The 17998-nt window shown below is 57.2% G+C and carries 11 protein-coding genes; 6 read left to right on the plus strand and 5 right to left on the minus strand.

The window, feature by feature from the left end; translation table 11 throughout:
* Window positions 1–98: 98 nt before the first annotated feature.
* A complete protein-coding gene (copD, locus tag BK662_RS23755; RefSeq protein WP_123359731.1) occupies window positions 99–959 on the minus strand; it encodes a copper homeostasis membrane protein CopD in 861 nt (286 codons plus the stop codon).
* 3 nt (window positions 960–962) lie between these two features.
* On the minus strand, window positions 963–1328 hold the full coding sequence (copC, locus tag BK662_RS23760) for a copper homeostasis periplasmic binding protein CopC (RefSeq protein WP_123359730.1): 366 nt from the start codon (window positions 1326–1328) through the stop codon (window positions 963–965).
* A gap of 139 nt (window positions 1329–1467) precedes the next feature.
* On the opposite strand from copC, the gene BK662_RS23765 reads away from it, so the two are divergent.
* Window positions 1468–2088, plus strand: a complete 621-nt coding sequence (locus BK662_RS23765) for a TetR/AcrR family transcriptional regulator (RefSeq protein ID WP_007899508.1) — start codon at window positions 1468–1470, stop codon at window positions 2086–2088.
* Window positions 2089–2231: 143 nt separating this feature from the next.
* Here the strand turns inward: BK662_RS23765 and preA are convergent, their stop codons facing one another.
* The 3 genes from preA to hydA all read right to left on the minus strand — a co-directional run bounded on the left by preA (window position 2232) and on the right by hydA (window position 6469).
* Window positions 2232–3506 carry an NAD-dependent dihydropyrimidine dehydrogenase subunit PreA gene (gene preA / locus BK662_RS23770; RefSeq protein ID WP_123359729.1) on the minus strand — a complete coding sequence of 425 codons (1275 nt, stop codon included), beginning with the start codon at window positions 3504–3506 and terminating at the stop codon, window positions 2232–2234.
* Window positions 3507–4874, minus strand: coding sequence for an NAD(P)-dependent oxidoreductase (locus tag BK662_RS23775; protein ID WP_123359937.1), 1368 nt, complete (start codon window positions 4872–4874; stop codon window positions 3507–3509).
* A gap of 155 nt (window positions 4875–5029) precedes the next feature.
* On the minus strand, window positions 5030–6469 hold the full coding sequence (hydA, locus tag BK662_RS23780) for a dihydropyrimidinase (protein ID WP_123359728.1): 1440 nt from the start codon (window positions 6467–6469) through the stop codon (window positions 5030–5032).
* Between the two features lie 622 nt (window positions 6470–7091).
* Between hydA and BK662_RS23785 the strand changes: the two genes are divergently transcribed.
* The 5 genes from BK662_RS23785 to proA all read left to right on the plus strand — a co-directional run bounded on the left by BK662_RS23785 (window position 7092) and on the right by proA (window position 17952).
* Window positions 7092–8576, plus strand: coding sequence for an NCS1 family nucleobase:cation symporter-1 (locus BK662_RS23785; RefSeq protein ID WP_123359727.1), 1485 nt, complete (start codon window positions 7092–7094; stop codon window positions 8574–8576).
* A gap of 241 nt (window positions 8577–8817) precedes the next feature.
* Window positions 8818–10101, plus strand: coding sequence for a Zn-dependent hydrolase (locus BK662_RS23790; protein WP_123359726.1), 1284 nt, complete (start codon window positions 8818–8820; stop codon window positions 10099–10101).
* A 187-nt stretch (window positions 10102–10288) separates the two neighbouring features.
* Window positions 10289–10723 (plus strand): carboxymuconolactone decarboxylase family protein, encoded by a 435-nt coding sequence (locus BK662_RS23795; RefSeq protein ID WP_063343432.1) that lies wholly within the window; start codon window positions 10289–10291, stop codon window positions 10721–10723.
* Between the two features lie 3 nt (window positions 10724–10726).
* Window positions 10727–11620 carry an RNA polymerase sigma factor SigJ gene (gene sigJ, locus BK662_RS23800; protein WP_123359725.1) on the plus strand — a complete coding sequence of 298 codons (894 nt, stop codon included), beginning with the start codon at window positions 10727–10729 and terminating at the stop codon, window positions 11618–11620.
* 476 nt (window positions 11621–12096) lie between these two features.
* Window positions 12097–17952, plus strand: coding sequence for an anti-phage protein ProA (gene proA / locus BK662_RS23805; RefSeq protein ID WP_123359724.1), 5856 nt, complete (start codon window positions 12097–12099; stop codon window positions 17950–17952).
* Window positions 17953–17998 lie beyond the last annotated feature (46 nt).

Below are 17998 nucleotides of genomic sequence, written 5' to 3' on the forward strand. Positions count from 1 at the left end.
AGCCCCAAAATGTCTGTTGTAGCAAAAATCTTGTGAGCGCTACGCACTCAAACGGGGGCAAGCCCCCTCGCCACAGGGCTCCCACATTGGAGGTGTGTTCAGGCAGTAGTCATCGGCGGCATGGTGCCCAGTAGCGAAACCGCTGCCACCGCGCCAATCCCCAGCAACCACTCCAGCACGACGCTGGCACGCAACAGGTCCGGGCGCTGCTGGCAATCCTTGACCCGCCGCCGATTGAACAGCGCCAACCCCAGCATCCCGATCACCAGCACAACCTTGATCAGCAGGATCAGCGCAAACCCGGACAGCAACGGCGTCGGCCAGAACACGCCGGTCAATACCCGCACGTTGATCAGCCCGGTCATCACCAGCCCCGCCACCAAGGCGTAACCGATCCCGCTGAAGCGTTGCAATATCGCGCTCAAGGGATGATCGGCCGGTTGGCGCAGGATCATCACCAACAGCATCAACCCACCCAGCCAGGCGCCGACGCACGCCAGGTGAATGATCTGGTTAAGAATCAGCAACTGGCCTTGCAGGCCATCGAGCATGGCGCCATGACCGACCGGGGCCAGCGTCGCCAGCAGCAAGCTCGAAAGGCTGATGCGCCAAAGCGAACTGGAACGCCAGGGCGTCAGCAGCAGGGCCATGAGCAACAGATTGAGCAGCAGATGCCAACGCCAGACCTGACCGAAAAAGGTATTGCTCAGCACCAGGCCTAGCGTCGCCGGATCAAGTGCCGCGTCCGCGGAGCCGGCCATGCTGGCGGTGATCAGCAGCAACCAGCCGACGCCACTGATTAACGCTACAGCGGTAAGCCAGCGGGTCACACGCGCCAGAGATGGATCCAGCCACGCGGTTTCACGGCCCAACAGCAGAGGCCTGAACACCCAGGCCCCGAACAGCATCAGCACCACGGTGAAATGCAGAAAGCGGCACAGCACCAGCGCATCGGTCATGAATTACTGACCGACCTTGAAGCGATAGGCGCCTTCACTTTTATGGGTGTCGACCGACACGGCGTGCCATTCGACTTTGTAATCGCCAGCGGCCAACGGCACGGCAGGGGTGACGATCAGGGTTTTCTTGTCGCTGCCTTCGGTGGCGAGGTTTTTTACCGGGATGTCGGCACCGTCTTTGCTGATCGTCACTTTGGTGAACGTCGCTTCAACCCCTTCGGAAAACTTCAGGCGCAGCTCCGAGGGCGCGCTGACGGTGCTGTCGGCCGCCGGGGTCTGGCTTTTCAGGTGCGCGTGGGCAAACACCGATGAGGCGGCGAGCAACGAGCCGAGAAGGGCGGTGGTGGTCAGGGCGTTCTTGAGCAGCATCGTGAAGACCTCGGAGGCAGGTTCAAAGAGGCGGCCAGTTTACCTGCCACAAGACCACCGTACGAAGTTTCGTTTTCCCCTGTCGCCCCGATCCAGAGCGGATGCTAGTCTTGATCAACGCTGTTGTCAGGGAGCCCTCATGGGCAATCACAAGATCGAGATTCGTCGCAGTAACGTCGAAAAGATTCTGCTGGGGGCCGAAAAAGTCTTCGCCGAAAAAGGTTTCGGCAGCACCGCCATGGCTGACATCGCCGCCGAAGTGCAATTGCCGCGTTCCAACCTGCATTACTACTTCAGCACCAAGAGCGAGCTGTACAGCGCGGTGTTGCTGGGTTTGCTGGAGGTCTGGAAGCAGGACGCCCTGTGCTTCGAGATGTTCGACGACCCGCGAGTGGTGCTCAGCAGCTATATCCGCGCCAAGATGAACCATTCCCGCAGTCGCCCTTACGGCTCGAAAGTCTGGGCCAACGAAATCATCCACGGTGCGCCGACACTGGGTGAGAAACTGGACGCCAGCCTGTACGACTGGGCCAAGATGAAAGAAGCGAAAATTCGCCAGTGGGTGGAGGACAAACGCATCCTGCCGGTGGAGCCTTCCAGCCTGCTGTACATGATCTGGGCCTCGACCCAGCATTACGCCGACTTTGATCACCAGGTGAATATTCTTAATGATCACCAGCCGTTGTCGGACATGCAGTTCGAGCGGGCGGTTCAGACGGTGACCAGCGTGATATTGCGCGGGATCGGGTTGGAGCCTTGAGGTTTGCGGCGCAGCAGCTGGCCTCTTCGCGAGCAAGCCCGCTCCCACATTAAATCTCTAGCGAACACAGGATTTGTGCGCGAAGTTGATCCACTGTGGGAGCGGGCTTGCTCGCGAAGGCGTCAGTTCAGGCGCCGCTGAGTTCAGACCGCGACATGGTACGGATTCCTCGGATCATGGTTCCAATCCAGAAACGGCTTGCCGGTATCCATCGGCACCATTTCGATGCAATCCTGCACCGGGCAGGTGATCTGACACAGGTTGCACCCCACGCACTCATCATCAATCACTTCATATTTATGCGTCCCGTCCGCCTGCTTAAGGCTCGCAATCGCCTGGTGCGAGGTGTCTTCGCAAGCGATGTGACAACGACCGCAACCGATGCACGCCGCCTGATCAATCTTCGCAATCACCTGATAGTTGATGTCCAGGTACTTCCAGTCCGTGGTATTGCCCACCGCCCGCCCGGAAAATTCCGAGACGCTGGCGTAGCCCTGACTGTCCATCCAGCGTGATAAACCGTCCTTCATCTCCTCGACAATCCGGAAACCATGCAGCATTGCTGCCGTGCATACCTGCACCGCGCCGCTGCCCAGGGCAATGAATTCCGCCGCATCGCGCCAACTGCCAATCCCGCCAATGCCACAGATCGGCAAGCCCTGGGTCTGCGGATCGCGGGCGATTTCGGCGACCATGTTCAACGCAATCGGCTTCACCGCCGAACCGCAATAACCGCCATGGGTGCTTTGGCTGCCGACGGCGGGATTGGCGACCATGCGTTCCAGGTTGACGCTGGTGATCGAGTTGATGGTGTTGATCAACGACACCGCATCAGCCCCGCCCCGGTAAGCGGCACGGGCGGCGACGCGGATGTCGGTGATGTTCGGCGTGAGCTTGACGATCACCGGCAGCGAGCAATAGGTCTTGCACCAGCGGGTGACCTGTTCGACGTATTCCGGCACCTGGCCGACCGCCGCGCCCATGCCCCGTTCCGGCATGCCGTGGGGGCAGCCGAAATTCAACTCGATGCCATCGGCCCCGGTGGCTTCCACCAGCGGCAGGATGTTTTTCCACGACTCTTCGACGCAGGGCACCATCAGCGACACGATCAGCGCGCGGTCCGGCCAGTCCTTTTTGACCTGGGTAATTTCACGCAGGTTGATTTCCAGCGAACGGTCGGTGATCAGTTCAATGTTGTTAAAACCAAGCACCTCCCGATTAGCCCCGAAGTGCGCCGAGTAACGCGACGACACGTTGACCGCCGCCGGGTCTTCACCCAGGGTTTTCCAGACCACGCCGCCCCAGCCTGCCTCGAACGCGCGAACCACGTTGTAGGCTTTGTCGGTCGGCGGCGCGGAAGCCAGCCAGAACGGATTGGGGGCTTTGATGCCGGCGAAAAAAATCGAGAGATCGGCCATTTACGCAGCCTCCACGTTGAGCATGAGTTGAGCGTTGATGGCCTCGGCGGCCAGCTTGCCGTGCTGCACGGCTTGCACGGTGAGGTCCTGATCGAGGCTGGTGCAATCGCCACCGGCATACACCCCGGGAATGCTGGTACGCAGCTGTTCGTCGACGAGGATGCGGTCGCCCTGACGCTTGAGTTCACGGGCCAGCGGATCGGCGAGGGTGCTGTTGTCGAAGGCTTGGCCTATGGCTTTGAAGATCGCGTCGGCGGCCAGTTCAAAGGTTTCGCCAGTGGTTTGCAGGCGACCATCCACCAACCGGGTGCGGGCGAAGCGCATGCCGCGCACCTTGCCCTTATCGTCGAGCAGCACTTCTTGCGGTTGAGCCCAGGTCAGCAGACGCACCTGATTGGCCTTGGCGATGTCCTGTTCGTGACCGGTGGCGCCCATGTCCTCGACGCCGCGGCGGTACACAAGATTGACGTCGCGAGCGCCGAGGCGAGCCATTTGCACGGCCATGTCGATGGCGGTGTTGCCGGCACCAAGGACGATGCAGCGCTCGGCCAGCGGCAGTTGCGTCAGGTCATCGGCCTGGCGCAGTTCGCGGATGTAGTCGGTGGCGGCAAGCAGGCCGGGGGCATCCTCGTGGGCCAGACCCAGCTGTTTGCTGGCGGCCAGACCGAGGCCGAGGAACACCGCATCGAATTGCTGATGCAGTTCGCTGAGGGTCAGGTTGTCGCCGAGCTTCTGCCCGTGACGAATTTCGATCCCGCCAATCCCCATCAGGAATTCAAGCTCCTTCTGCGCGTAATCGTCCACCAGTTTGTACTTGGCGATCCCGTATTCGTTGAGTCCACCAGCCTTTTCCCGCGCCTCGAAAATCACCACGTCATGGCCGTGCATGGCACTGCGGTGCGCGCAGGACAAACCGGCCGGACCGGCACCCACCACAGCGATGCGCTTGCCAGTTGCGGCGGCGCGTTGGAACGGGTGTTCGCTGAAGTGTGCGTTGTCCACGGCGTAGCGTTGCAACAGGCCGATCAGCACCGGCGCGCATTCTTGGGCGTTGTTGCGCACGCAGGCTTGCTGGCAAAGAATCTCCGTCGGGCAGACCCGGGCGCAACTGCCGCCGAGGATGTTCGCCGAGAGGATTTTCTGCGCGGCGCCCTGAACGTTTTCCTGATGGATATTGCGGATGAACGACGGAATGTCGATGTCACTCGGACAGGCATTCACGCACGGCGCGTCGTAGCAATACAGGCAGCGCGAGGCTTCCAGATGCGCCTGACGGTCGTTGAGCGGCGGCGCCAGATCGGTGAAGTGGCCGGCGAGGGCGGCCGCGTCCTCATGGGGATGCGGGAGGTGGTTCAGGGTCTTGATCACGGTGTTGGCCTCACGGTTATTTGAGGTATTGCCTCTGGTGGGCATTGGTTTTTGTGTTGTCAGGACTGCCGCCTTCGCGAGCAAGCCCGCTCCCACATTTGGAATGCGTTCCCTTGTGGGAGCGGGCTTGCTCGCGAAGGCCGAAGGCCTCGATTTCAGCGTTTCACAGCAACCGGCCTGCACAATTCAGCCCGCTTGCTCAGCAAATCGAACACCGCCGGATACGCCGGCCGTTCGACATACCGACCGGCACCACGCTCGGCCCGCAAATCACCATCGGCCCACACCACTCGGCCCTGGCTGACGGTGTGGCTCGGCACGCCGCGCACGGTCTTGCCTTCGAAGATGTTGAAGTCGACTTGCTGGTGATGGGTCTTGGCTGAAATCGTCCGCGTGCCTTCCGGATCCCACAGCACCAGATCGGCATCAGCGCCCACACGAATCGCACCCTTGCGCGGATAGAGGTTGAAGATCTTCGCGGTGTTGGTGGAGGTGAGGGCAACGAAATGTTGCATCGACAAGCGCCCGGTGTTCACCCCTTCATCCCAGAGCACTGCCATGCGGTCTTCGATGCCGGCGGTGCCGTTGGGAATCTTGCTGAAGTCGTCACGGCCGGCGGCTTTTTGCTCGGCGCAGAAGCAGCAGTGGTCGGTGGCGGTGGTGTGCAGGTTGCCTGATTGCAAGCCATGCCAAAGGGCTTCCTGATGGCCGTGAGGACGGAAGGGCGGGCTCATTACGTAACCGGCGGCGGTCTGCCAGTCCGGGTGTTGGTAAACGCTGTCGTCCAGCAGCAAATGCCCGGCCAGCACTTCGCCGTAGACCTGTTGACCCTTGCTGCGGGCATAGGTGATTTCGTCGAGGGCTTCCTTGGTCGAGACGTGGACCAGGTACAGCGGCGTGCCGAGGGTTTCGGCAATACGGATCGCCCGGCTCGCGGCTTCACCTTCCACCTGCGAAGGTCGCGACAGCGGGTGCGCTTCCGGCCCGGTCATGCCCTGGGCCATCAACTTGCGTTGCAGGTGATAGACCAGCTCGCCGTTTTCCGCATGCACGGTGGGCACTGCGCCCAATTCCAGACACCGCTCGAAACTCGCCACCAGCGTATCGTCGGCAGCCATGATCGCGTTCTTGTAGGCCATGAAATGCTTGAAGCTGTTGACCCCGTGATGGCTCACCAGCTCAGCCATTTCTTCGCGGACCTGCTCGCTCCACCAGGTAATGGCGACGTGGAAACCGTAGTCCGACGCCGACTTCTCGGCCCAGCCGCGCCATTGATGAAATGCCTCCATCAACGATTGCTGCGGGTTGGGAATCACGAAGTCGATGATCGAGGTGGTGCCGCCGGCAAGCCCCGCCGCGGTGCCGCTGAAGAAGTCTTCGCTGGCCACCGTACCCATGAAGGGCAACTGCATATGAGTGTGCGGGTCGATGCCGCCGGGCATCAGGTATTGGCCGCTGCCGTCGAGCACTTCGGCATCGGCGGGAACATCAAGGTTTTCACCGATGGCTTTGATCACGCCCTCGGCGCAATAGACGTCGGCGCGATAACTTTCATCATGGGTAATAACGGTGGCGCCACGGATCAACAGAGACATTCCGAGTTCCTCGCAGGCATTGACCGACTGATGCCGGTTCTAAATGTTTTATATGAAGCAGACGCCAATCGGTGTATTCCTGTCAGCGCTGTCAAGAATAGACGCTAGCTGCAGTTTACGGATTGAGCAAGAATATTTTTTATAAGCTTATGACTGTTTTAACTGATTGATAAATAACGATTAAAACTGAAAATCACCAAAATGGTGAGGCCTCTCACCATTTTGACGCACTTGACAGGTTCCAAAAATAGACGAGATTTTCTATGTGAAATCAGCCGCTTGTAGATGGTCTATGGTTGAGGCGCAGTCTTTCAAAAAAGATCGACGCACCAGATTGAGTCCTGACTGTTCGGACAACTTGCCTGACATTCGGCCTGAGTGGCATCGCAACTCACCGCGGATTCAATAGTTGGATAAATAAAGCTGATCAATATCAGTTGGTTAGCGAAATTTTATGGCACTGCCCGATGCGTAAGCGGGGTACCCGGCACGTTTATTGATGCCGCCGCTGACACCTTGGCCGGTCCGTAAAAGTTGTCAGTTTCTCCGGCCATCGTCCGGCTCGCGCGTCTCGCGCCAGCCCCTGATGAGCAAAAATAATCAAAAGAACAGTGGAGCGGCCATGCAACAGATCAGATCGCAAGTGACCGAGCGCGACGGCTTGTTTGAGCTAGAAGCCGGCAGCGATGTCCTTGACAGTCCCCGTTACAACCACGACATGGCACCAACCAAGGTGCATGAACGAACCTGGAACAAATGGCACATCACCGCGTTATGGGTCGGCATGGCGATCTGCGTGCCGACCTATACCCTCGGCGGCGTGCTCACCGCTTATTTCGGGCTGACCGTCGGCGAAGCGCTGCTGGCGATTCTGTTCGCCAACATTATCGTGCTGATTCCACTGACCCTGAACGCCTTCCCCGGCACCAAGTACGGCATCCCATTCCCGGTGTTGCTGCGTTCGTCCTTCGGCATCCTCGGTTCCAACATTCCATGCCTGATCCGTGCCCTGGTAGCGTGTGGCTGGTTCGGCATCCAGACCATGTTTGGCGGGTTGGCGATTCACCTGTTTCTCGGGTCGGTGTTCGATGACTGGAAAGCCCTCGGCGGCACCGGTGAAGTGATCGGCTTCATGGTGTTCTGGGCCTTGAACCTGTGGGTGGTGATTCGCGGCGCGGACTCGATCAAATGGCTGGAAACACTGTCCGCACCGTTACTGGTACTGGTCGGCGTGGGGCTGCTGATGTGGGCGATGCCGAACGTATCGATGAGCGAATTGATGGCGATCCCGGCCAAGCGTCCGGAAGGGGCCAGCGTGGTCAGTTACTTTGCCGCCGGGCTGACCGCCATGGTTGGCTTCTGGGCCACCTTGTCGCTGAATATTCCGGACTTCAGTCGCTACGCGAGAAGCCAGAAGGATCAGATTATCGGGCAGATTATCGGCTTGCCCCTGACCATGTTCCTGTTCGCCTCCCTCGGCGTGGTGATGACGGCCGCTTCGGTAAAACTGGTGGGCGTCACTGTTTCCGATCCGGTCACCCTGATCGGCCATATCCAGAGCCCGGTCTGGGTCGCCCTGGCCATGGCGCTGATCATCATCGCCACGTTGTCCACAAACACCGCGGCCAACATCGTTTCGCCGACCAACGACTTCCAGAACGTTGCGCCCAAGATCATCAACCGCACCAAAGCGGTGATCCTCACGGGGCTGGTCGGCTTGGCGCTGATGGCTCATGAATTGTTGAAAAAGCTGGGGCTGATCGTTTCGGATTTGAGCCTGGAGACGGTGTATTCCAACTGGTTGCTGGGCTATTCGAGTCTGTTGGGGCCGATCGCCGGGATCATGGTGGTGGACTATTTCCTGATCAAGAAACAGCAGCTGGATCTGGCGGGTCTCTACCGCGATGACGTTTACCCGGCGTGGCACTGGTTCGGTTTTATCGCGTTCGGCGTGCCGGTGGCATTGACGCTGCTGTCGCTGGGCAGCGATGCGTTCAGCTGGTTCTACAGCTACGGCTGGTTCACCGGCTCGGCCCTTGGTGGGCTGATTTATTACGGGTTGAGTGTGATGCGGCCGAGTCCTACTGCTGTGAAAACTGCGGTGTGAGGGATGGCCTCATCGCGAGCAGGCTCGCTCCCACAGGGGAATGCATCTCAACTGTGGGAGCTGCCGAAGGCTGCGATCTTTTCGGGGCCGCCGGAGAGCAAGATCAAAAGATCGCAGCCTTCGGCAGCTCCTACAAGGGAATGCATTTCAACTGTGGGAGCGAGCCTGCTCGCGATGGCGGCCTCACAATAACCACAAATTTTCATGAAGAAACCTATAACAACTGCCTGAGGAGATCACCATGAACGCTGCCATAGACGTTCTGCAGTCCACCCATCAGCACATCAACCGCGACCGTCTGTGGCAGTCGCTCATGGACCTGGCCAAACTCGGTGCCACGGTCAAGGGCGGCGTCTGCCGACTGGCCCTGACCGACCTCGACCGCCAGGCCCGGGACATCTTCGTGAACTGGTGCGAGGAAGCCGGCTGCACCGTCAGTATCGACGCTGTCGGCAACATCTTCGCCCGCCGTCCGGGGCGCAACCCGAACCTGCCGCCGGTGATGACCGGCAGCCACATCGACACTCAACCCACCGGTGGCAAGTTCGACGGCTGCTTCGGCGTGCTGGCCGGGGTCGAAGTCTTGCGCACCCTCAATGACCTGGGCGTGGAAACCGAAGCGCCGCTGGAAGTGGTGGTCTGGACCAACGAAGAAGGCTCGCGCTTCGCCCCGTGCATGATGGGCTCCGGTGTGTTCGCGGAAAAATTCACCCTCGAAGAAACCCTGGCCAAGGTCGATGCCGAGGGCGTGACCGTCGGCGAAGCCCTGAATGCCATTGGCTATGCCGGCCCGCGCAAAGTCAGTGGCCACGCCGTCGGCGCCTATTTCGAAGCCCACATCGAGCAAGGCCCGATTCTTGAGGACGAGCGCAAAACCATCGGCGTGGTCATGGGCGCCCTCGGGCAGAAATGGTTCGACCTGAAATTGCGCGGCGTCGAAGCCCACGCCGGCCCGACACCAATGCACCTGCGCAAGGATGCTCTGGTCGGCGCCTCAGTGATCGTCGGCGCGGTCAATCGCGCCGCCCTCGGCCATCAACCCCACGCCTGCGGCACTGTCGGCTGCCTGCAAGCCTACCCCGGCTCACGCAATGTGATTCCCGGCGAAGTGCGCATGACCCTGGACTTCCGTCATCTGGAACCGGCGCGACTCGATTCAATGATCGCCGAAGTTCGCGAAGTCATCGAAACCACCTGCGAAGAACACGGCCTGACCTTCGAATTGACTCCCACCGCCGACTTCCCGCCGCTTTACTTCGACAAGGGTTGCGTCGAAGCAGTACGCGGCGCCGCTCAAGGGTTGGGTTTGTCGCACATGGACATCGTCAGCGGGGCAGGGCACGACGCGATCTTCCTCGCCGAACTCGGCCCGGCGGGGATGATCTTCGTGCCCTGCGAAGGCGGCATCAGCCACAACGAAATCGAAAACGCCACGCCGGATGACCTCGCTGCCGGGTGTGCGGTGTTGTTGCGGGCGATGCTGGCGGCTTCGGATGCGATTGCCAGCGGAGAACTTGCGGCCTGAAGATCAAAAGATCGCAGGCTTCGCCAGCTCCTGCATTGAGCCGTACACCCATGGATGTACGCGACCCCTGTAGGAGCTGCCGAAGGCTGCGATCTTTCGCTTTTATGCGTTAAAAAAAGTCCCCACGTCACAAACCCGAATCCTCAATCGTCATCCTGTTGAACCCCTCAATTAGCGGAGCAACACGATGTCGTCCAACACCCAACCGGTCAATCTGCTGCAGTCCATTCCTCAGGTTTTCGAAAGCCTGACCCAAGTCCATGTCACCCTCGACAGCCATGACCTGGACCCGACCCTCAAACACCTGCTGCACCTGCGTGCCTCGCAGATCAACCAATGCGGTTTCTGCGTGAAGATGCACACCCGTGAGGCGCGTGAGGCCAATGAAACCAACGAGCGCCTGGACCGCCTGATCGTCTGGCGCCATGTCAGCGATTTCAGCGCTGCCGAACGCGCGGCGCTGGCTTGGACCGAAGCCCTGACTGTGCTCGATGAAAAGACCGACTACGCCAGCCTGCGCGGGGACTTGCGCGAGCATTTCAACGATGCTCAGATCGGTGCCTTGACGGCCGAGATCGGCATGATCAACCTGTGGAACCGTTTGCAGGTGTCGAGGCACTGATTGATGAACTCCGCTGAAAACGCCGCCGCTGTGTTCGAGCAGCGCCGGCCCTTTTTGCTCGGTCTGGCGTATCGCATTCTCGGCTCGCGCACCGAAGCCGAGGATGTGGTGCAAGAGTTGTTCATCAAGTGGCTGGAGGCCGACCGGGCCTCCATCACCACGCCAGCCGCCTGGCTCACCACCGCTTGCACCCGGCACTGCATCGACCTGTTGCGCTCGGCGCACAAGTCACGGGTCGATTACATCGGCACCTGGCTGCCGGAGCCGATTCACACCACCCATCAGCATTCACCCGAACACCTGCATGAACTGGCCTCGTCATTGTCCACCGCGTTCCTGCTCTTGCTGGAACGGCTGACCCCCAAGGAGCGCGCCGCGTACCTGCTCTACGAAATTTTCGATATGGATTACGCCCAAGTGGCGGAGGTTATCGGGGGCCAGGAAGCGGCTTGCCGCAAGTTGGTGTCCCGGGCCAAGGCCGGTCTGGGTAGCGGGCAAATCCGCTATCAACCCGAACCCGCGCGTCAGAACCAGTTGCTGAACGCCTTCCACAGCGCCATCGCCAGCGGCTCAACCGCGTCCCTGACCGCGCTGCTGGCCGAAGACGTCGAACTCTGCGCCGACGGCGGCGGCAAGGCCTCGGCCATCCGCGAAACCCTGTTCGGCATCAACCGCGTGCTGGATTTCATTGGTCAGTCGCTGCACACCTACTGGCAGACGTACGAATGGCTGCCCACGCAAATCAACGGCGCTCAAGGCGTGATCATCAAAGCCGACAGCGAACTCGTCGCATCGCTGAGTTTTGGTTTTGACGAAGCGGGGCGGGTGAACCGGATTTTCATCATGCGTAATCCGGATAAGTTGGTGGGGTTGCGAGATTTGTTGGATGTGCAGTAACTCAGTGCGAGATTGTTGCCACCACACTCAGCGGTCCCGTTTATTTTGTTCAGAGCTCCTGACAATTCGGGCCGCAATTATCGAAAAATCCTGTTGCCATTGAGCGTTTCTACACGCGCCCTATGAGACTACAAGAAACGGCCTGCGGGCCGTTTTTTGTTGGCTGGCGAAAACCTTCGGCCGGATGCTACTTCTGTGGCGAGGGGGCTTGCCCCCGCTCGACTGCGAAGCAGTCGCCTGAGGGAGAGTGCGTACTGAATTGATGACTTCACTTTTAACTGGCCAAGGGGCCTACGCTTGCGAGCTTTCAGTGTTGATTCTTACGATAAATGCACAGCCTTAAGAGTAGGAGCTTTCGCAACTACACATATAGTAAAAAAAGCAGTTTCAAAATCCATGCATGTCGGTGAGTATGCCCACTATTTGTGCCTGTCTTTCAAAGTCGCGTCGTCGAGTTCACCACGGAGAAATGGTTTATGACCATCAAGATCGAGGGAGTGATCGCCAATAAAATTGGCTTTGCTTCCCACCAGAATGCTGTGCCAGTCCTAAGGGAGCTGATGGTACACAATGACGGTGATGCAGATTATAACGATCTTGAGCTGGAGCTTGTGGCGGATCCTCCCTTCCTCGAAGGCAAGACGTGGCGGCTCGACCGGTTAAGCAAAGATTCGACGCTGCATATTTCAGAGCGCAATTTGACGCTGAATGCTGGCTATCTTGCAGACCTTGCGGAAAGCCTGACTGCAACGTTGGTTCTGCGCCTCCGCTGCAAAGCAGAAATTCTCTACAGCCAGTCGTTCCCGATTGAGCTTCTAGCAAAAAACGAATGGGGCGGCGTGAACTCCATGCCGGAGTTGCTTCCTGCGTTTTCCATGCCCAATGATCCGGCCGTTGATCGGATACTTAAGTCTGCTTCGGATGTTTTACGTCGCGCTGGTAAACCAGATGGCATCAACGGATACGAAAGCAAATCCAGAACCCTAACGTGGGAACTGGCTTCCGCGATATGGTCGGCAGTCTGTGGTCTGAGATTAAGTTATGCATTACCACCCGCAAGCTTTGAAACCCAAGGGCAAAAGGTCCGAACACCAGGGCTTATTCTGGAGGGTGGTGTCGCAACCTGCTTGGACACCGCATTGCTTTTTTCGGCAGCACTAGAACAGGCGGGGCTCAATGCTCTCTTGATACTGACCAAAGGCCACGCTTTTGTTGGTGTTTGGCTTCAACCACAAGAATTTTCCCAGCTCATTACCGACGAAGCTTCTGCTGTACGAAAGCGTATTGACCTGAAAGAAGCCCTCGTATTTGAAACCACCCTTGCTACGCGGTTTCCTGTGCCGAGTTTCAGTCAGGCAGTAAGTACAGCAGAGCGGCAAATTAATGATGAAGATTTCATCATGGCCATTGATATACACCGGGCGCGTATGCAACGCATCCGACCTTTGGCAACGTCGATCTCTGGGCCAAAATCGGAAACTGTTCAAGATTCGGAAGCAACTCTAGAGGCGTTGGAAATTGCGCCTTCGCTACCTGGTTTCGACATTGAAATTCTTACCGAAACCGATTCTCCGGCTGGGAAGCTAACCTTGTGGCAGCGCAAGCTTCTGGACCTGACTACTAGAAACCGCCTCTTGCACCTGCCTGATAGCGCAAAGGGCGTTCGCTTGATTTGCCCCGAGCCTGCTGAGTTGGAGGATCAACTGGCCAGTGGTAAACGCATCAGAATTGTTTCGGTACCCGATCTAGAAGCAGGCGGTAGAGACGCCGCTCTTTATGAACAGCAAAATCGTGAAAGTTTGCGCGATGAATATGCACGGAGCGCTCTGTCTCGAGGTGAAGTACTGGCCACGCTGGAGAAAAGCAAACTTGAAGTAGCGCTGATAGAGCTTTATCGCAAAGCCCGGAGCGATCTTGATGAGGGCGGCGCTAACACGCTGTTTCTTGCTCTCGGCTTTCTAAAGTGGAAAAAGTCGGCAGACGATTCGAAGACCTATTCAGCTCCCCTGATTTTGTTACCGGTAAAGCTTGATCGAAAAAGTGCCTTGTCGGGTGTGACGATGACCCTGCTTGAGGATGAACCTCGCTTTAACCTGACATTGCTCGAGTTGCTTCGGCACGATTTCGAGTTGGTGATTCCAGGATTGGAAGGAGAGCTTCCGACCGATGAAAGCGGTATCGATGTAGCAGGTATCTGGAATACTGTCAGGCGTGCGATAAGGGATGTGCCGGGGTTTGAAGTCACTACGGAACTTGTGCTTGGGACTTTTTCCTTTGCAAAATACTTGATGTGGCAGGATCTGGCGGCCCGCTCAGAACAGCTTTTGAAAAGCCCCATGGTCAAGCACTTGCTCGAGAGGAGTGTTGGCGGTGAAGGTTATTCCACCTCAGGTGACTTTCCTCACCCCAATGAATTGGATAGGAAGGTCAATCCGGCTGATCTTTTTACACCGTTACCGGCAGACTCCTCCCAATTAGCAGCCGTCGTTGCATCGGCCAGTGGTTGTGACTTTGTACTCGACGGACCTCCCGGCACCGGTAAATCTCAAACCATTGCCAATATGATTGCGCACAACCTCGCCTTAGGGCGCAGAGTATTGTTTGTCGCTGAAAAGATGGCTGCTCTGGATGTGGTTTATCGTCGACTTGAAGAAAAAGGATTGGGCGAGTTCTGCCTTGAGCTCCACTCCAGCAAGACCTCGAAAGTGGAAGTGCTCAAACAACTCGAACGTGCATGGGACGTGCGTGATGCTCTGACAGCAGACGAATGGACAGTTGAAACAGCGAAGCTGCATAAGCTGCGAAATCGACTAAATGAAGTTGTTGAGTTGTTGCATCGCCGTTCGCCCAATGGATTGTCTGTGCATCAGGCTATCGGCCGGGTTGTGCGGGATGGAAATTCCTCGTTACCGCGTCTTGGATGGCCAGAAGGAACAACCCACGACGCGCATACCTATGCTCTGCTGCGCGATATCGCTAGACGTCTTGACCTAAATAGTCAGGCCGCCCGAGAGCTTTCTGTCGGCTTTTCACTTTTGGCCCCTACGGATTGGTCGAACGGGTGGCAGGAGGCGATTGTTGCTGCTGCCAGTGATTTGCCTAGTGCAATAGAACGACTTAAAGCCGCAAGCACCAGTTTGTTGAAGGCAACGGACCTTCCACTTGCGGTCGCACATAGCGACGATATCGAGCAACTTGCGCAGTTCGTCGCTGTTCTGGTTGATGCACATGGTGTTGATCTTTCATTCGTTTTTACGCTGAATGTGAGCGCGAAGATAAGCGCCGCCAAAAAAGCCATTCAGCTACTAGCTGAATATCGAGAAATCGAACAATCGCTATCTCTGCGATACGCACCAGAAGCTTGCCGCACCCTCAACCTTGAACAGCTCAAAAACGACTGGGAGGTAGCCAACGGTAAGTTCTGGATACTCGCTACTTTCGGCAAGAAGAAGGTGGCCAAAAACTTGGCAAGCGTTGGTGGTGCTGCTGGTCTTCCAGACGTTGAGTCGGATCTGCTCAAGTTCAACGAAATGCGCAGCTTGCTTATCTCTCTGGAGGGTGTATCTGCAGATTTGAGCTCTGTGCCTGGCTGGAGCGGCCTGTCCAGCAATGTGTCTGCCATGGCCGCTGCATGTGAGTTGGGCGAGCGCTTGCGGACGATGATTAGCTCAAGGGCAGAGTCCCCTGAGGACCTGATTGTATTGCGCGGGGCCACTGAAAAGCTTGTCGTTAAAGCCAATGAATTACTGGGTGGAGGAGGGTTCATTGCCTCGGCGCTTCATCAGTTGAAGGATGCACTGGCTTACTTTAATCAAGCAACTAAACGATTCAACGAACTGGGCAACCGTCCATTTGAAGGCAAGCTGACGATTGAGTCCTTGCTAGAAGCCTCTAATGCCATCGTCCGGCAGGAGTCGAAGCTGAAAGCCTGGTGTGATTGGTGCCGGGTTAGAGAGGAGGCAATTGCCTCAGGGCTTCAACCTTTAAGCGATGCACTGGCGGCTAATGCGATACCTGAAGGTGGCACTGTTGATACCTTCGAAACGGCCTACGCTCGTTGGTTTGCAACGGTGACGATTGATGCAGAACCGTTGTTGCGAAACTTTGTACCCGCGGAACACGCAAGCGACATTGACGCATTTATTCGCCTTGATGAGGATTTGTCCAAGCTCACAGTGCGATACATCCGAGCAAAACTGTGTGGTTTGATCCCGTCAAAAAACGAGATCGGCAAGCAAGGCGGCTTTGGTATTTTGAAACATGAACTGCTAAAATCTCGGCGCCATAAACCAGTACGACAACTGGCAGTCGAGATGGGTGATGCAATGTCCAAGCTTGCCCCTTGTATGCTGATGAGTCCGCTTTCGATTGCGCAATATCTACCGACAGATCTGGCCCTTTTTGACTTGGTCATCTTCGATGAGGCTTCGCAAATTGCCCCATGGGACGCCATCGGCTCCATTGCGAGAGGCAAGCAGGTGGTAATCGCAGGTGATCCTCGGCAGATGCCACCTACTAATTTTTTCAATCGCGCTGCGTCCGCCTCAGAAGATGATACGGCGGAGGATATGGAAAGCATTCTGGATGAGTGTCTCGGCGCGGGCATCCCGAGCCATAGTCTCAGCTGGCACTACCGTAGTCGCCATGAAAGCTTGATTGCGTTTTCCAACCATCGTTATTACGACAGTAACTTGATTACGTTCCCGGCTGCCGAAACACGGGCGAGTGCTGTGGAGTGGCGTCGTGTTGACGGTGTTTATGCGAAGGGTAAAGGCCGGCACAATCAGGCAGAGGCCGAGGCCATCGTTACCGAAACCGTGAAGCGCTTGATGGACCCAGCCTTTATCGCTGCGGGTCATACGATCGGGATCATCACGCTTAACAGCGATCAGCAAAGGCTTATTACCGATCTGTTGGACAGAGCACGGCAACAATTTCCGCAGATTGAGCCATTTTTCCAGGATGATATTGCCGAACCTGTAGTCGTAAAAAATCTGGAGACAGTACAAGGTGACGAACGTGATTTGATCATGCTGGGTATTGGGTATGGTCCGACGGAATCTGGTGCTCAGGTTATGTCGATGAACTTCGGCCCCCTGAATAAGGAAGGTGGATGGCGTCGTTTGAATGTCGCGATAACACGTGCGCGTAGGGAAATGCTGGTCTTCTCGTCTTTTGATTCTTCGATGGTTGACCTGAACCGTACCAATGCACGAGCCGTGCGTGATCTGAAACACTTTATTGAGTTTGCGCAGCGTGGGCCGAGGGCGCTGGCTGAAGCGGTACAGGGTTCAGTGGGTGGCTACGATTCGCCGTTTGAAGAAGCGGTCGCTCAAGGTTTGCGACGTAAGGGCTGGCAAGTGGTGCCGCAGATTGGTGTCTCTCGTTTTCGAATTGATTTGGGGATCGTCCATCCAGATAGACCAGGTGACTATCTTGTCGGTGTCGAATGCGATGGCGCGACCTACCACAGCGCTGCGACAGCCAGAGACCGCGACAAAGTCCGCAGTGCAATTCTCAAAGGGTTGGGCTGGAAGTTGGTTCGACTGTGGTCCACCGAATGGTGGATTGATAAGTCTGGTGCCCTTGATCGCTTGCATGTGTCACTGGAAGCGCTGCTGCAGGAGTCTCGTGCGGTCCCCGCCGCAAGCCTGTCGCCCAACAAAGATCTGCATATTCCTCAATTGTCACTGGTGCAGAACGCTCCAGTAGCAACAGTCGTTGATCAAGTAGAAGAAGTTGTCGACGCACCAGCGATGGAAATGCCAGTCGAGGAGCCGGTAGACCTCAAAATTGCGAGATCCTTTATGGCGTCGGCCAGCCCTGCGATCAAAGGTGAGTACCGTGTCACTGATTTCACCGGTGTGGGCGACAGGATTAGTGCAGAGGCCTTTTACTCGCCAGAATACGACGCAGTTCTCGCAGATTTGATTGCACATGTATTAGTACACGAAGCTCCAATCCTCGACTCATTGCTGGTGCAACGGGTTGCTCGAGCTCATGGGTTTCAGCGCTCCGGACGCCTTATTCGAGAACGAGTCCTGGACCTGACAGAGCAGAATCATCACCTGAGAACCGATCCCGTTGACGGTCAATTTGTCTGGCACTCTGAAAATGATGTTGCTGGCTGGAACCGCTATCGGATACCGGTGACTATCGAAGATGCCCGGTCTGTAGAAGAGATAGCTGCCGAGGAGTTGCTGACGGTGGCGTCCTTGATCTCAGCAGGTGACAGGCCACTTGAAATCGCTAAAGCATTGGGGGTGAGGCGCCTGACCAGCGCTGCACGGGAGCGAATAGAGCTGGCGATGAAGTCGATGTCAGACTTCTAAGTCATCACGGAAGAAACACTCAGCATCGAGGGGCGCGCGAACGTCG

Origin of the sequence: Pseudomonas frederiksbergensis (assembly GCF_003732275.1) — a bacterium.
Classification (GTDB): domain Bacteria; phylum Pseudomonadota; class Gammaproteobacteria; order Pseudomonadales; family Pseudomonadaceae; genus Aquipseudomonas; species Aquipseudomonas frederiksbergensis_H.

What these genes read in the sequence shown, in the direction of transcription:
- copD (WP_123359731.1), bottom strand. Translation starts at nt 959, where the DNA reads ATGACCGATGCGCTGGTGCTGTGCCGCTTTCTGCATTTCACCGTGGTG.
- copC (WP_123359730.1), bottom strand. Translation starts at nt 1,328, where the DNA reads ATGCTGCTCAAGAACGCCCTGACCACCACCGCCCTTCTCGGCTCGTTG.
- BK662_RS23765 (WP_007899508.1), top strand. Translation starts at nt 1,468, where the DNA reads ATGGGCAATCACAAGATCGAGATTCGTCGCAGTAACGTCGAAAAGATT.
- preA (WP_123359729.1), bottom strand. Translation starts at nt 3,506, where the DNA reads ATGGCCGATCTCTCGATTTTTTTCGCCGGCATCAAAGCCCCCAATCCG.
- hydA (WP_123359728.1), bottom strand. Translation starts at nt 6,469, where the DNA reads ATGTCTCTGTTGATCCGTGGCGCCACCGTTATTACCCATGATGAAAGT.
- BK662_RS23785 (WP_123359727.1), top strand. Translation starts at nt 7,092, where the DNA reads ATGCAACAGATCAGATCGCAAGTGACCGAGCGCGACGGCTTGTTTGAG.
- BK662_RS23790 (WP_123359726.1), top strand. Translation starts at nt 8,818, where the DNA reads ATGAACGCTGCCATAGACGTTCTGCAGTCCACCCATCAGCACATCAAC.
- BK662_RS23795 (WP_063343432.1), top strand. Translation starts at nt 10,289, where the DNA reads ATGTCGTCCAACACCCAACCGGTCAATCTGCTGCAGTCCATTCCTCAG.
- sigJ (WP_123359725.1), top strand. Translation starts at nt 10,727, where the DNA reads ATGAACTCCGCTGAAAACGCCGCCGCTGTGTTCGAGCAGCGCCGGCCC.
- proA (WP_123359724.1), top strand. Translation starts at nt 12,097, where the DNA reads ATGACCATCAAGATCGAGGGAGTGATCGCCAATAAAATTGGCTTTGCT.